This is a genomic window from Methylophilus sp. Q8 (genome assembly GCF_000800115.1).
Taxonomy (GTDB): Bacteria; Pseudomonadota; Gammaproteobacteria; order Burkholderiales; family Methylophilaceae; genus Methylophilus.
The window spans coordinates 2,117,780-2,133,595 of record NZ_JUHE01000001.1 but is presented as its reverse complement, the minus strand read 5'-3'; the positions used below and the strand labels follow the sequence as shown (position 1 = coordinate 2,133,595).

At 51.3% G+C, this 15,816-nt stretch carries 14 protein-coding genes; 7 read left to right on the top strand and 7 right to left on the bottom strand.

Annotated features, from left to right (window positions below; translation table 11 throughout):
* Positions 1-5: 5 nt before the first annotated feature.
* Both GQ52_RS10225 and GQ52_RS14185 read left to right on the top strand, forming a co-directional pair.
* Positions 6-668, top strand: coding sequence for an NAD(P)H-dependent oxidoreductase (locus GQ52_RS10225; RefSeq protein WP_235273145.1), 663 nt, complete (start codon positions 6-8; stop codon positions 666-668).
* Positions 669-823: 155 nt separating this feature from the next.
* Positions 824-1,015 (top strand): hypothetical protein, encoded by a 192-nt coding sequence (locus GQ52_RS14185; protein ID WP_152604426.1) that lies wholly within the window; start codon positions 824-826, stop codon positions 1,013-1,015.
* A 95-nt stretch (positions 1,016-1,110) separates the two neighbouring features.
* Here the strand turns inward: GQ52_RS14185 and GQ52_RS10220 are convergent, their stop codons facing one another.
* Together GQ52_RS10220 and mfd are read right to left on the bottom strand one after the other, a co-directional pair.
* Positions 1,111-1,728: a DedA family protein gene (locus GQ52_RS10220; protein WP_047517408.1), complete on the bottom strand. Its 618-nt coding sequence runs from the start codon at positions 1,726-1,728 to the stop codon at positions 1,111-1,113.
* Positions 1,728-5,120 (bottom strand): transcription-repair coupling factor, encoded by a 3,393-nt coding sequence (mfd, locus tag GQ52_RS10215; RefSeq protein ID WP_047517405.1) that lies wholly within the window; start codon positions 5,118-5,120, stop codon positions 1,728-1,730. Before mfd ends, GQ52_RS10220 begins: the two co-directional genes overlap by 1 nt.
* Before the next feature lie 150 nt (positions 5,121-5,270).
* On the opposite strand from mfd, the gene rpiA reads away from it, so the two are divergent.
* Positions 5,271-5,945, top strand: coding sequence for a ribose-5-phosphate isomerase RpiA (rpiA, locus tag GQ52_RS10210; RefSeq protein WP_047518695.1), 675 nt, complete (start codon positions 5,271-5,273; stop codon positions 5,943-5,945).
* A 64-nt stretch (positions 5,946-6,009) separates the two neighbouring features.
* Positions 6,010-7,431 carry a membrane-bound lytic murein transglycosylase MltF gene (mltF, locus tag GQ52_RS10205; protein ID WP_235273143.1) on the top strand — a complete coding sequence of 474 codons (1,422 nt, stop codon included), beginning with the start codon at positions 6,010-6,012 and terminating at the stop codon, positions 7,429-7,431.
* Positions 7,432-7,446: 15 nt separating this feature from the next.
* Here the strand turns inward: mltF and serS are convergent, their stop codons facing one another.
* From serS to GQ52_RS10180, 5 genes are read right to left on the bottom strand one after another with little or no spacing between them, the layout of a single operon-like run.
* Positions 7,447-8,721 (bottom strand): serine--tRNA ligase, encoded by a 1,275-nt coding sequence (gene serS / locus GQ52_RS10200; protein ID WP_047517400.1) that lies wholly within the window; start codon positions 8,719-8,721, stop codon positions 7,447-7,449.
* A gap of 38 nt (positions 8,722-8,759) precedes the next feature.
* Positions 8,760-9,122 (bottom strand): GxxExxY protein, encoded by a 363-nt coding sequence (locus tag GQ52_RS13770; RefSeq protein ID WP_052179160.1) that lies wholly within the window; start codon positions 9,120-9,122, stop codon positions 8,760-8,762.
* A 40-nt stretch (positions 9,123-9,162) separates the two neighbouring features.
* Positions 9,163-10,473 (bottom strand): replication-associated recombination protein A, encoded by a 1,311-nt coding sequence (locus tag GQ52_RS10190; protein ID WP_047518690.1) that lies wholly within the window; start codon positions 10,471-10,473, stop codon positions 9,163-9,165.
* A 22-nt stretch (positions 10,474-10,495) separates the two neighbouring features.
* A complete protein-coding gene (gene lolA, locus GQ52_RS10185) occupies positions 10,496-11,119 on the bottom strand; it encodes an outer membrane lipoprotein chaperone LolA (protein ID WP_047517397.1) in 624 nt (207 codons plus the stop codon).
* Entirely contained in the window at positions 11,112-13,424 is a 2,313-nt protein-coding gene (locus GQ52_RS10180) for a DNA translocase FtsK (protein ID WP_024929112.1), read from the bottom strand. Before GQ52_RS10180 ends, lolA begins: the two co-directional genes overlap by 8 nt.
* Positions 13,425-13,546: 122 nt before the next feature.
* Here GQ52_RS10180 and GQ52_RS10175 point away from each other — a divergent pair, with 122 nt between their 5' ends.
* From GQ52_RS10175 to GQ52_RS10165, 3 genes are all read left to right on the top strand, one after another.
* Positions 13,547-14,008, top strand: a complete 462-nt coding sequence (locus GQ52_RS10175; RefSeq protein WP_047517394.1) for a Dps family protein — start codon at positions 13,547-13,549, stop codon at positions 14,006-14,008.
* A gap of 201 nt (positions 14,009-14,209) precedes the next feature.
* Positions 14,210-15,160, top strand: a complete 951-nt coding sequence (trxB, locus tag GQ52_RS10170) for a thioredoxin-disulfide reductase (protein WP_019882732.1) — start codon at positions 14,210-14,212, stop codon at positions 15,158-15,160.
* Between the two features lie 73 nt (positions 15,161-15,233).
* Entirely contained in the window at positions 15,234-15,779 is a 546-nt protein-coding gene (locus GQ52_RS10165; protein ID WP_047517391.1) for a Smr/MutS family protein, read from the top strand.
* Positions 15,780-15,816 lie beyond the last annotated feature (37 nt).

Here is a 15,816-nt window from a genome sequence, read left to right as displayed (position 1 = left end):
GAAACATGATGATAGAAAAACAAGCTATTTTGGACGCGTTTAACTTCCGCCATGCCTGTAAGGAGTTTGATGCCAGTAAACAGATTCCCGCCGCAGAATTTGAGTTAATTCTGGAAGCTGCCCGTCTCTCACCCAGCTCATTCGGTTTTGAACCCTGGCATTTTATCGTGGTACAAGACAAGGTACTGCGCGAAAGCCTTAAACAACATGCCTGGGGCGCACCGCTCAAGCTGGATACAGCGAGCCATTTTGTGTTGTGCCTGGCGATGAAATCGCCGTTCCTGGATGCAGATAGCCCTTACTTGCCACAATTTATGCGTGACGTGCAGCACCACCCGGAAGACATCGCCAATATGCGCCTGGGCTTTTACAAGCAGTTCCAGCAATCAGACTTTGACCTCACGGATGATAGAAAACTGTTCGACTGGGCCAGCAAGCAATGCTATCTACCATTGGCAAATATGATGACAGTGGCGGCCATGCGCGGTATAGACTCATGCCCAATTGAAGGCTTTAAACAAAAAGAAACTGACGCCCTGCTGGCCGAGCAATTTGGCGTTAATTTACAGGAATATGGTTTGGCTTATATGGTCGCCTTTGGCTACCGTAAACACGAGCCGAAAGTGAAAACGCGTAGAGTCTTGTCTCAAGTGGTCACTTGGAAATGAGTGCGCTCTGTGCCCGTTCAAATACCGACTCACAGGACGCCGCTCACCTGGGTACACCATTTAAATTGTTAAATCGTTGGCCTTAAAGAGCTATTTAAATCTCTTGCCTAGCTTTGATAGAGTCTTATTTCAATATCAATTCAGTGGGGTGATGAATGAAATCTGTATTATCAAAGGTATTCGCTTGCAGTGTACTCATGTTGGCAAGTGTGGCTGCCAACGCCACTGTAGATCCTTCGACCCCAATGCATGTGATTGTGCATGCGGACCTCAACCTGTTAGCGCTTGTAGCCGCTGCGGATGATGATCAGGCTGACAACTCAGAGGCAGAAACCATGCTCGCCTAAAAGCGGCAAGTGCTGCCATTGGTTGATGTCATAGATTAGACAGTTCAAATAAAAAGGCCGCATAACGGCCTTTTTATTTTTTTGAAGCCGACTGATTACTCAGCCTCATTTTTAAAATGCCTGCGCACATACCAGGCCACGAATACCAGACCCAATGCAGCAATCACATAATGCGACTCATGGAAGTAGACTTTTAAATCCTCCCAATGCTCGCCTGCCTTCATGCCCACATAGCCAAGTACAAAGCACCAAATCAAAGAACCAACAAAGGTATATGCCACAAAGCGCGTCATATTCATGCGCGCCACACCGGCGGGGAATGCAATAAAGGTCCGTACCGCAGGCAATAAGCGGGCAATAAAAATGATAATCTCGCCATGCTGCGCAAACCAGCGGTCAGCCATATCGAGGTCTTTTTTGCTGATCAGCACATATTTACCAAACTTCTCGACCAACGGACGGCCACCATACATGCCCAGATAATAAGCCGGGATAGAGCCCACCACACAGCCAATTGCTCCAGCCAGCGCAATCCCCCACAAAGTCATTTCACCTTTAGTCACCAAAAACCCGGCAAACGGCATGATGATTTCGGAAGGTAATGGGATGCACGCAGACTCAATCGCCATCAGCAACACAATGCCGCCGTAGCCCATGGTTGAAATGACACTAATGATCCAGGTGGCCACCGCAGCTAATAGTTTTTCCAACATTACATAAATTCCTTCAATAAAGTTTTGACTAATTCTACACGGTGATTGAGGTTACCCAGTTGTACACTCACACGTAATTTATCGGGCCCATTCATACGGCAGCGTTTATCACGTTGCAGCAGGCTGATCAGTTTCATCGGATCCAGGTCCGCTTTGACATTAAATTGTAATTGGATGGCAGCATCTGAAGCATCAATCTTGATAATGCCCAGCGGTTTAGCAGCGATACGCAAACGATGGCAGGCGATCAATGCTTCACCAGGCTCTGGCAGCAGGCCAAAGCGGTCAATCAGCTCTTCCTGCATGGCGTCGAGTGCGTCATCATCTTCACAATTGGCCAGGCGTTTATAAATCACCAGGCGCTCATGCACGTCGGGGCAGTAGTTATTTGGCAATAACGCAGGCGTATGCAGATTGATTTCCGTCGTCACGCCTAATGGCGCATCAAGGTCAGGCTCTTTACCGGCCTTGAGCTGCTTGACAGCGTGGTTGAGCATATCCGAATACAGGTTAAAACCGATTTCCTGCATCTCACCGCTCTGGCTATCGCCCAGCAGCTCCCCTGCGCCGCGAATTTCAAGGTCATGCATGGCCAGGTGGAAGCCCGCGCCCAGATCTTCCAGTAACTGGATCGCATCCAGGCGTTTTTGCGCTTGTGGCGTAATATTGCGGTCCGGGTCAGTCAGTAAATAGGTATACGCCTGATGGTGGCTGCGGCCCACACGGCCACGCAGCTGGTGCAATTGCGCCAGGCCGAACATATCGGCTTTGTTGATAATCATGGTGTTGGCGGTGGGTACGTCAATACCGGTTTCGACAATGGTGGTACACAACAACAGGTTGGCGCGCTGCTGGTAAAAATCGCGCATGACATGTTCCAGCTCGCGCTCACGCAACTGGCCATGACCGATCGCGATGCGGGCTTCGGGGACAATTTTCTCCAGTTTTTCCTTCATCACGTAGATAGTATCCACCTCGTTATGCAGGAAATATACCTGGCCACCACGCTTGAATTCACGCATCACCGCTTCGCGGATAATGCCATCGGAATATGGCGTGTGGAAAGTTTTGATCGCCAGGCGTTTTTGTGGCGGTGTCGAAATGACAGAGAATTCCCGCAAGCCTTCCATCGCCATGCTCAGGGTGCGCGGAATCGGCGTCGCCGTCAGTGTCAGCACATCAACCTCCGCGCGTAACGCTTTCATCTGCTCTTTCTGGCGTACGCCAAAACGGTGTTCTTCGTCCAAAATGGCCAAGCCCAGGTTTTTGAACTGTACATCTTTCTGGATCAACCGGTGGGTACCAATGATGATATCAATGCTGCCATCAGCCAGGCCTTTGAGTGCCTTGGCCTGCTCTTTGGCAGTCCTGAAACGTGAAATCTCGGCAATCTTGATCGGCCATTCGGCAAAGCGGTCACAAAAGTTCTGGTAATGCTGTTCGGCCAACAGCGTGGTTGGCACCAACACCGCCACCTGGCGGCCACCCATCACAGCAACAAACGCGGCACGTAACGCCACTTCGGTCTTACCGAAGCCCACATCTCCGCAGACCAGTCTATCCATGGGGCGGCCGGACTGCATGTCCTTGATGACGTTTTCAATCGCCTCCAGCTGGTCTGGCGTCTCTTCAAACGGGAAACCTTCACAGAAAGCTTCGTAATCATGCAGACTCAACGTAAAAGCATGGCCGCGGCGTGACGCACGCTGGGCGTAAAGATTCAGTAATTCTGCGGCCGTATCGCGGATTTGCTTGAGCGCTTTTTTCTTGGCTTTATCCCATTGACCGCTGCCCAAGCGATGCAATGGCGCGCTCTCTGGCGGGCCGCCAGAGTAGCGTGAAATCAGGAATAATTGCGACACTGGCACATACAATTTGTCATCGCCAAAGTATTCAATCAGCAATAACTCGGTTTCGCCTTCACCAAAATCGATATTGACCAGGCCTTTATAACGCCCTACCCCATGCTGCTCATGCACCACCGGATCGTCCAGCCGCAGCTCGGACAAGTCTTTAAGCATGCCTTCGGCATTACGCGCTTTTTCCTGGTTGCGGCGGCGCTGCTGGCGCACCGTGCTGGCATATAACTCAGCTTCGGTAATCACCGCCAAATCGCCATCGACCAGGCCTTGATGCAGTGGCGCCACACCTAGCATCACCGGGAAGTTAGACTGTGCAAATCCGGCCCAGTCTTCAGCCAATGAGAAAGTCAGGCCGTGTTCTGCAAATAATTGGGCAATGGTTTCGCGACGACCCAAGCTCTCAGCCGCGATCAACACACGTCCACCAAACTGACTGATAAAGCCCTGCAACTTATGTAACGGCTGCTCTGCACGACGGTCGACATCGACGGCAGGCAAACTCTTTTTAATATCCAGCTGCTGGTTCACCAGGGCAAATGCATGCGTTTGCTTGAAAAACTCATCGGCTTTTTGCAGCAGGCTTTCTGGCCGCATAATCGGTTTTTCGGGGTCATATGCCATCAGCTTGTAGCGGCTATTGGCATCTGTCCAAAAGGTTTGCGCGGCTTTATCGAGGTCACCATGCAGGCACAACACGGTTTGCGCAGGCAGGTAATCGAACAAGGTAGCCGTTTGTTCAAAGAACAAAGGCAGATACCACTCGACACCGCCGCTAGGCGTGCCTTTGCTGACATCCTTATAGATTTTTGCACGTTGAGGATCGCCCTCAAAATACTCGCGGAACTGGCTGCGGAAGCGTGTGATCGCGGCTTCATCCATGGGAAATTCACGCGCTGGCAGCATACGGATTTCAGGGACTGGATACACGCTGCGTTGGGTATCAATATCAAACGTACGTATGGTTTCGATTTCATCGTCGAACAGATCTATACGGTACGGGAACGCGCTGCCCATGGGATACAAATCAACCAGGCCGCCGCGTACGCTAAATTCGCCTGGCCCCATCACCTGGCTCACATGATGGTAACCCGCTTGCGCACACTGGTTGCGTAAGGCATCCACATCCAGCTTCTGGCCTTTTTTGAGCATAAAAGTATGCGCCGCCAGGTAAGCCACCGGCGGCAACCTGAGCAGCGCTGTCGCCATCGGCACAATCACGATATTGCTTTGGTTCTGGCTCAGTTGGTAGAGCGTAGCCAGGCGTTCAGAGGTCAAGTCCGGGTGGGGCGAAAACACATCGTAAGGTAAGGTTTCCCAGTCTGGCAGTAAATGTACCCGAATATCTTTGCCAAAAAATGGAATCTCGTCCATCAGGCGTTGCGCTTCAAACGCACTCGCCGTCAGCACCACCAGCGGTGTATTTGTTGCTTTTAAACCACAGGCCAGTTCGGCCAATGCCCGGCTATCCAGACCCTGACTTTGAAAAGAAAAACGCTGCGGATGCCCGATGACGGGGAGTGAAACTGCCATAAAAAGTTAGAATCTTATTGCTCAGGTTAGACGAGTATTTCTTGGCGAATCTGCCGAGTTTGCTATTATAACTGCAAGCGTCCACAGACAGTGACTGAATGACACGCAAGACGCCCGAGCGATTAGAGAGACCAGCACGGAGAATAAATGATGAACGATAAACAAGCCGTCGCGCTGGAAGCCGCCAGCTACGTTAAAAACGACATGATCGTAGGTCTGGGCACAGGATCCACAGCCAATTACTTTATCGACGCACTGGCCGAGCGCCAGCGCACCGACAACTTACGCATCACCACCATTGCCAGTTCCAATATCAGCATGATCAAGGCGCAATCCGCCGGACTCACCGTGTTGAGCTTATCGCAACTCAGCCAGATCGACCTGTATGTGGATGGTGCAGACGAAATCACACCAGACAATGCTTTACTCAAAGGCCGTGGCTATGACCTGGTGATGGAAAAGCTGCTGGCCAAGGCAGCCAAACAATTCATTGTGGTTGCAGATAAAAGCAAGCTGGTCAGCCGTATTGGTGAAAATTTTGCGATTCCGATTGAAGTGATGCCTTTTGCCTGGCAGGCGGCCAAACGCAGCCTGGAAGCGATTGGCGGCGTCGGTGAGCTGCGCCAGAATGTGGCCAAAGACGGTTTATCTATCACCAGTTACGGCAGCCTGGTGCTCGACATGCGCTTTGATGCCAGCCTGGATGCCGATCGCTTGAATGCCTTGATTAACAATATCCCCGGCGTCATTGAACACGGCATTTTTGCCAAACTGGCAAGTACTATCCTGATTGCGGACCAAGGGCAGATTGAGACTCGCGTTTAAGCGCCACTCAGGTCTTATGCAGTTCTGTTCAGGCAAGTCAACATGGTCAGTGTGGTTGAAAACCATGCTGATCACGCTATGTGTCACCTTGTTCGCCTGTAGTGACAACAATGGCCAAAAACACCTGGCACAAACCAAACCCAAGCCAGATCCGTATACCATCCGCTTTGTCACCATCAACAGCCCCAGCACTTACTTCATCGACAGCCAGAATAACTATGCCGGCCTGGAATATGACCTCGCCAAACGCTTTGTTGAGTTTCTAGGCCCTCCCTACAAACTCGAATTCATCGTCGTCGACAGTTTTGCCAAAGTGTTCCCGACGCTACTGAGGGGCGATGCTGACATTGCTGCGGCTGACATCAGCATCACACCTGCACGCAAGCGCCAGGTCTTGTTCGGCCCATCCTTTAACCAGGTGCAGGCCATGGTGGTGTATAACCGTGACAAGAATAGTGAGCCCAATAACGCCGATGCCTTATTTGAAAAGCGCATTGTGCTGCCTAAAAGCACCAGCTTCGTTGAGCGCATGCGTGAGTTGCAATCAAAAGCACCGACACTCACCTGGAAAGAAACGGACAAGCTCAGTTCTGAGCAACTGATCGAAGCTGTTGCACGTAATGAGATCGACTTTACCGTGGCAGATAATCACCTCATCGCCATCATGCAATATAACTACCCGCAACTGGATGCGGGCATGATGCTGGGCCAGGCCGATAAAATTGGCTGGGCGCTCAATAAATTACATGGCGAAGAACGACTGAAACAAGTGCAGGCCTTTTTCAAAAAAATCGAAAAAGATGGCACGTTGCGTAACCTGCTGGACCGTTACCATGGTCACACCAAACGCTTGAAACCTGTGGATGTCACCACGTTTTTAAGTAAATCACAAACGCTGCTGCCCAGGTATGTGCGCTTATTTAAAGGCGCGCAGGAAATCACCGACATAGACTGGCGCTTGCTGGCGGCATTAAGCTATCAGGAATCACACTGGGACAATTACAGCACCTCGCCAACCAATGTACGCGGCCTGATGATGCTCACCGAACAAACCTCCAACATGATGAATGTCACTGATCGGCTCGACCCCAAACAAAGCGTGATGGCGGGCGCCAAATTCCTACTATGGATGAAAGACCGTATTCCCGCCCGCATCCCCGAACCAGACCGCACCTTTATGACACTGGCCGCCTACAACAATGGCGTTGGCCACCTCGAAGATGCCCGGATTATCGCGCAAAAACTGGGCTTGAACCCTGATAGCTGGGCCGACGTAAAGCGTGGCTATCAACTGCTGAATGACCCGGCCTATTACGCCAACGCCAGACATGGTTACTGTAGCTGCGGCGCACCTGTAATTTACACCGAGCTGGTCAGAAGTTACTACCAGATCATGCAGAAATACTTCCCGATTTACGATCCGGGCGTAGACCCATACAAGATTGCAGAAATAAAAATGCCTTGGCTGTTAGCCAAGGCATCTTAAACACAGCGATTAAACTTACAAGTTTAGCAAGGTCTTGCCACCCATATAAGGCTGCAAAGCTTTAGGAATCGTCACACTACCATCGGCATTTTGGTTATTTTCCAACACTGCCACCAGCGTACGCCCCACCGCCAAACCAGACCCGTTCAGGGTATGCAACAACTCTGGTTTACCATTAGCATTGCGGAAACGTGCCTGTAACCGGCGCGCCTGGAACGCTTCGCAATTAGACACAGAAGAAATCTCACGGTAGGTATTCTGCGCAGGTAACCAGACTTCGAGATCATAAGTTTTAGCCGCGCCAAAGCCCATATCGCCAGTACATAATGAAACGACGCGGTAAGGCAATTCCAACGCCTGCAAGATGGCTTCCGCATGGCCAACCATTTCTTCCAGCGCCTGATAGCTGGTATCAGGATGCACAATCTGCACCATTTCTACCTTATCAAACTGGTGTTGGCGAATCATGCCCTTGGTATCACGGCCATAAGAACCAGCCTCTGAGCGGAAGCAAGGCGTATGTGCGGTGAGTTTAATTGGCAAACTATCCGCCGCCACAATCTCGTCGCGCACGGTATTGGTCAGCGTGACTTCTGAAGTGGGGATCAAGTACAGTTTGCTGTCATTATGCGGCGTTGCAAACAGGTCTTCTTCAAACTTGGGCAATTGGCCAGTGCCAACCAAAGTTTCGCGGTTAACCATATAAGGCGTGTAACACTCAGTATAGCCATGCTTGTCGGTTTGCGTATCCAGCATAAACTGGGCAATCGCACGATGCAGTTTGGCAATCTGGCCTTTCATCAGCGTAAAGCGTGCACCTGACAATTTGGCACCGGTATCAAAATCCAGCCCTAAAGGCGCACCAACGTCAGCGTGGTCTTTGACTTCAAAGTCAAAGCTGCGTGGTGTGCCCCAGCGACGTGCTTCCACGTTTTGGCTTTCATCCTGGCCTACAGGCACGCTGTCATGCGGCAAATTAGGTACATTCAGCATCAATGCCTGCATGCTAGCCTGAATCTCGCTCAACTGCGCTTCTGCCGCTTTTAGTTCGTCGCCTAAACCAGCCACTTCGGCCAAAATCGCACTGGCATCCTCACCTTTGGACTTGGCAATGCCTATTTGCTTGGAGGCAGTATTGCGTTTGGCTTGCAGATTCTCAGTATTGGTCTGAATGGTTTTACGTTGTGCTTCCAGTGCGGTGAACTCCGCTGCCGGAAAAGCAAACTTGCGTGCCGCCAGGCGGGCGACCACATTGTCCAAATCATTTCTCAGTTGTTGTATGTCTAACATAAGTTCTTTCTTTGTTTTAGCCACAGAGAACACAGAGTTCACAGAGAAACCCGTTTTACTCCATTGACCAATTTAGGCTCTGCAAAATTAATCAACAGGCCACGCTTGAGACCCGTTGATTTTAAATATGAAATCAATTGTGCTTGTGCAAACTCAGGCAGTTTCAATTGCGCTTTCAATTCGACAATTACTTCACCATGCACCAATAAATCAAGGCGCTGCCCTTGTATCACTACACCTTTATACAATACATCCACTGCAACCTGACGTCGGTATGCAATGCCACGCAAACCAAATTCATGGCAAAGGGCAGCTTCGTAAACACACTCCAGCAAACCTACTCCAAGCTCACGATGTACCTCAATCGCGGCCCCGATAATCTGACCAGTCAAATCATCCATAGTGGTTTTCTCTGTGAGCTCTGTGCCCTCTGTGGCCAAACTACTTCTTGGCTTTTCTATCCAGTTCTTTCAGGTGCTGCAATTTTTCGCCTATTTTACCTTCCAAACCACGTGGTGTGGGTTGGTAAAACGGCTGGGCTTCCAAATCATCTGGAAAGTAATGCTCGCCTGCCGCATAAGCGCCAGGCTCATTGTGCGCGTAACGATATTCTTTGCCGTAATCCAGCGCTTTCATCAGTTTGGTCGGCGCATTTCTGAGGTGTAGCGGCACCGGCCTGGACTTGTCTTGCGCCACAAAGGCCTTGGCCTGATTATAGGCCATATAGCCCGCATTACTTTTGGCGGCCACGGCCAGGTAAATCACCGCTTGCGCCAACGCCAGCTCACCTTCGGGGCTACCCAAGCGCTCAAATGTCAGTGCTGCGTCGTTGGCGATCTGCATGGCGCGTGGATCGGCCAGGCCGATATCTTCCCAGGCCATGCGGATAATGCGGCGCGCCAGGTACAAGGGCTCGGCACCGCCATCCAGCATACGCATCAACCAATAGAGCGCAGCATCCGGGTTGGAGCCACGCACGGACTTGTGCAAGGCAGAAATCTGGTCGTAAAAGGCTTCGCCACCTTTGTCAAATCGGCGCAACTTGCTGGCCATGGTCGACTGCAAAAAGGACTCGTCTATGCTGTCAATGTTGGCCGAGACGGCCCCATTAAACAAGCCCTCGGCAAAGTTAAGCAAGCGCCTGGCATCGCCATCAGCGTAGGCCAACACCTGCTCGGTGACAGTGTCATCCAATTTGACGGATGGCGCCACCTTTAGCCGTGCGCGCTCCAGTAGCTCGGCTAGCTCCTCCTCAGTCAATGCATTCAGCACAAATACCTGAGCACGGCTTAACAGTGCGCTGTTCACCTCAAATGAAGGATTTTCAGTGGTTGCCCCAATAAACGTAATCAGGCCACTTTCAACATACGGTAAAAAAGCATCCTGCTGGCCTTTATTAAACCGGTGCACCTCATCGACAAACAAAATGGTGTTACGCCCGGTTTGTTGCAAGGTGTGCTCAGCACGCTCTACGGCTTCGCGGATATCTTTAATGCCCGACAACACAGCGGACAAAGGCACAAACTCAGCCTCTGCGGTTTGTGCAATCAGGCGTGCCAAGGTCGTTTTACCGACACCCGGTGGCCCCCATAAAATCATGGATGGCAATTTGCCAGACTCAAACGCGCGGCGTAAAGGTTTACCTTCACCGAGTAAATGCGTTTGCCCGACGACTTCGTCCAGGGTTTTGGGGCGTAGCTGCTCTGCAAGGGGTGCAGAAGCAGGCGTTTGTGGTTCAAACAGGGAGGACATGCTAGTTTTGATGCGCAGGCGATTACTCGCCCACCACATCTACCCCTTTGGGAATCGAGAACAGGAACTGGTTGGTATTCAGGCTTGGGTTGGCCTCAACATTGGAAAACACAATATGCGTGCTTTGCCCAAAAGCATCCACCAGGCGCATTTCGGCCAATTTGCTATGGTCAAACGAGATAATCACCACCTGAAAACCGCTGTCTTTTTGCTTGGGTTTAGCCTGCACGCGCTGCAGCCCTTCAAAGTCGAGCAAACGCGAGAGGCGGAAACTTTCTTCCACATTTGGCCCACCTGCCAGCAATGCGGCAGGACTGGTACCCAACACTTTATCCACCGTGCGCACCGTGACTTGTTGCAAATCAACATCGAACAAAAACACCTGACGGCCATCGCTAATAATTTGCTGCTCGTAAGGCTTTTGATAATCCCAGCGAAACTTGTTCGGACGCTGTAACAACATGGTGCCATTGACCTCTTGCAATTTGCGCCCTTTTTGGTCAAACACCGTTTGCTTGAAGTTAGCACGCATGGATTGTGTGCTTTGATAAAACTGTTTTAAGTCATCCACGCCATCGGCTAATGCCGCTGACATCACACACCAGCCGCTAAAAACGATCAGCGCTTTGATCAATCTCTTATTCATGGTCTCCTCCAGCTTTTACCAGTACTTCACGGTTGCCATTACTTTGCATGGCAGAGACCAGTCCGGCACGTTCCATATCCTCAATTAACCTCGCGGCACGGTTGTAACCGATGCGCAGTTGGCGTTGCACCGATGAAATTGAAGCACGGCGTGTCTTCAACACAATCGCCACCGCTTCATCATACAACGGGTCTTTTTCACCGCCAGCATCACTGCCTCCCGGCAAGGCATCAAGATCGCCGCCCTCAGTCTCATTGGTGAGAATGCCTTCGATGTAGTTTGGTTCGCCCTGTGCCTTAAGGAAATTGACCACATTGTGCACTTCGCCATCACTGACAAATGCGCCATGAATACGTTGCGGGTAGCCGCTGCCTGGCGGCAAGTAGAGCATATCGCCCTGCCCCAGCAAAGTTTCTGCACCCATCTGGTCCAGAATCGTGCGCGAATCAATCTTACTCGACACCTGGAACGCCACACGTGTCGGCACGTTGGCTTTAATCAAGCCGGTAATCACATCTACCGATGGCCGCTGTGTCGCAAGCACCAGGTGGATGCCTGAAGCACGCGCCTTTTGCGCCAGGCGCGCAATCAGTTCTTCCACTTTCTTGCCCACCACCATCATCAGATCAGCCAATTCGTCGATCATCACCACGATCAATGGCATTTCTTCCAATGGCTCTGGTTCATCCGGCGTTAAGCTGAACGGATGCGGAATCGAGACGCCCTGCTTTTTCGCTTCCTGTATCTTCTGGTTATATCCGGCCAGGTTACGCACACCTAGCGTAGACATCAGTTTGTAACGACGCTCCATCTCTGCCACGCACCAGTTCAATGCGTTAGCGGCCTGGCGCATATCAGTCACCACCGGCGCCAGCAGATGCGGGATACCTTCATAGACTGAAAGCTCCAGCATTTTCGGATCGATCAGGATCATGCGCACGCGACTGGCTTCTGACTTATACAACAAGCTTAAAATGAGGGCGTTAATCGCCACCGACTTACCGGAACCGGTAGTACCTGCCACCAGCACATGTGGCATTTTCGCCAGGTCAGCCACAATCGGCTTACCGGCAATGTCTTTACCCATGGCAATCGCCAGCGGCGAGCTCTGGTCGGCATAAGCCTGGCTACCCATGATTTCAGACAGCGACACAATCTGGCGTTTAGGGTTAGGAATCTCCAGGCCCATAAAGCTTTTGCCTGGGATAGTTTCGACCACGCGCACACTGATCACAGACAGCGCCCGCGCCAGATCTTTGGCCAGGTTGGTGATCTGACTGCCTTTCACGCCAGGTGCCGGGTCCAGCTCATAGCGTGTAATCACCGGGCCAGGTTGTGCCGTGACCACTTTGACCTCAATGCCAAAGTCCATCAGCTTGCGCTCGATCAGGCGCGAGGTGAAATCCAGTGTTTCGGCAGATTGCAACTCAACCGACTGGTTAGGCGCATCCAGCAAATGCAGTGGCGGCAAGCCTTCCTGCTCAATCGCGGCAAACAACACAGCCTGCTTTTCTTTGACCACGCGCTCACTTGGCTCTATAACCACTTCTGGCACCGTAATCTCGACTGGCTTGCGGTCTTCAACCCGCTTGCGCTCGGCCTCGACAAACTCTTCGCGTGCCTGCAATGCCTGGCGACCCACTTTACGGTCCTGACTATCCTGGTATTTGAGCAGGCTCCACTGGTAAAACTGGATCACCCACTCGCCCAATTGCTCGCTCATGGCAATCAGTGACCAGCTGGTAAACAGGCTGAACGAAATGGCAAACAACACCAGCAGCAGCATGGTAGAGCCAGCAAATCCAAACATATTGCGTAGCAGATGATCAATGCCACTACCAATCACGCCACCTTGCTTGAGCGGAAAATCGGCCGGAAAACTCACCAGGTGACCGGACTCAAGCGCCGCTGACGCCAGTAGCATCAAGGCAAAGCCGACGCCATTCAACCACCAGTCATGTTTTTCAACCGGGTCCAGATGCAAGCGCTGATACATGAGCCAGACCATGTAAAAGGCCAGCACCACAAACCACCACGATGAAAAACCAAATAAGGAGAGGAAAATATCTGACACCCAGGCGCCCACAGTCCCGCCCGCATTGTGGATGATGTCATGTTCGCCAATCGCATGTGTCCAGCCTGGATCCTCATGCGAATAAGTCGCTAAAATCACCGCCAGGAACACACCCAATGCGGCCAGCGCAATCCATGACACCTCACGCAGCAATTTGGCATCACGCAGCTGTTTCTCCGTCGAAACTTTTTCAAGACGGACGTTAGCAACTTTTTTCTTATTAAAAAACAATATGTTGTCTCTTTCTTTGCAAGAGTGAACTTAAATGATTATAGCAAAATCAAATTGCAGTCAGGGAGACGAGGTTCTAAAATAAACAAATCACATCTATAAATCACACCCATGGAGAGCATATGGATATCGGAATTAACAATGAAAATCGCCAGGAAATCGCGCAGGGTTTGTCCAAACTGCTGGCTGACACCTACACTTTATATTTGAAAACGCACTATTTTCATTGGAACGTCACTGGACCAATGTTCAACACGTTGCACCTGATGTTTGAAACCCAGTACACCGAGCTGGCACTGGCGGTTGACCTGGTGGCGGAGCGTATTCGTTCATTGGGCGTGTATGCGCCTGGCACCTATGCCCAGTTTGCCAAACTGACCTCGATTGAAGAAACCATTGATGTGCCTAAAGCCAACGAAATGATCCGTGAACTGGTTGCTGGTCACGAAGCAGTCTGCCGCACGGCACGCAGTGTATTCCCGGCAGCAGAAAAAGCCTCTGACGAAGCCACGGCTGACTTGTTGACCCAACGCCTGCAACTGCATGAAAAAACAGCATGGATGTTACGGAGCTTGCTGGAATAATAGATAATCGATGCTGTTTTTCGGTGTAGGCTAACCTTCAGGTTATGCCGAAGCCAAAAAACAGCATGGATGTTACGCAGTTTGCTGGAGTAAGACGACTGCAACCTTTCTTCATAGACATTAAGTGAGATGGGCATTTAAATCACAGATGCCCATCCCCATCTACATAAAAATAATTCACCAAACACTGGAAATCCCATCATGGCAACAAAACATGCCCGTTTAATGATTCTTGGCTCAGGCCCTGCTGGCTACACCGCAGCGGTCTATGCTGCTCGCGCAAACCTCAACCCGGTGTTGATTACCGGCCTGGCCCAAGGCGGCCAGCTGATGACAACCACTGAGGTCGATAACTGGCCTGCCGATGCCAATGGCGTCATGGGTCCGGAGTTGATGGCGCGTTTTCAGCAACACGCCGAGCGTTTTAATACCGAGATGATTTTTGACCATATCCACACCACGCACCTCAAAGAAAAACCGATCCGCCTGGTGGGTGATAACGGTGAGTACACCTGCGATGCCTTGATTATTGCTACGGGTGCGTCGGCCAAATACCTGGGCTTGCCAAGTGAAGAAGCCTTTGCCGGTAAAGGCGTATCTGCCTGCGCCACATGTGATGGCTTTTTCTACCGCAACCAGGAAGTCGCCGTGATTGGCGGCGGCAATACGGCTGTTGAAGAAGCCTTGTACCTGGCTAATATTGCCAGCAAGGTGACGCTGGTACACCGTCGAGACAAATTCAAGGCCGAAGCCATCCTGGTCGATAAACTGATGGACCGCGTCAAGGAAGGCAAGATCGTCCTCGAAACCTTCCACACGCTGGATGAGGTATTAGGCGACAACACTGGCGTGACTGGTATGCGCGTGAAAGATGTCAACGCTGGCACCACCAAAGATATTGCACTCAAAGGTGTGTTTATCGCCATTGGCCACCAGCCAAATACGCAGATTTTTGAAGGCCAGCTGGAGATGGAAGGCGGTTATATTGTGACGCAAACTGGCCGTCAGGGTAATTTTACTGCCACCAGCGTACCTGGCGTATTTGCCGCCGGTGACGTGCAAGACCATATTTACCGCCAGGCTGTCACCAGTGCCGGAACCGGTTGTATGGCAGCGCTGGATGCCGAGCGCTATTTGACCAGCCTGGAGTAAATCTAGCTGCTGAAATGAAGAAGCGCACCCCGGTGCGCTTTTTTATTTTTAAATTAAACATTAAAATCAAACCATGTCACAAGAGTTGCCGGACAAAGACGAAGATGATCTGACACTGTTTCACGAAGCAGTGAAAGGCGCGCGCCCGGTCAAAACCAATCGCATTTCGCATGCGCCCAAAAAACCGAAACCGATCCCGCGGCAACTGATTAAAGACGAACAACAGGCCCTGGTGGATTCGTTGAGCGATCATTATATTCCCGCCCACGAACTAGAAAGCGGCGAAGAGTTACTGTATTTGCGCGAAGGCCAATCGCCCATGGTGCTGAGCAAACTGCGCCGTGGCCATTGGGTGGTGCAGGCACACATAGATTTGCATGGCCTGATCAGCGATGAAGCCAGGTTATATGTGTCTGAATTTATTGCTGATTGCAAAAAACGGGGTTTGCGCTGCGTGCGTATCGTGCATGGCAAAGGCCTGGGCTCGCGTAACAAAGAACCCGTGCTTAAACACAAACTGCGCAACTGGCTGATGCAAAAAGATGAAGTCATTGCCTATGCCCAGGCGCGCGCCAACGATGGCGGCAGCGGTGCCGTAATTGTACTGCTCAAAGCATAAACGCGATGCCATCGCGGGCACCGCGCTTATTAACAGC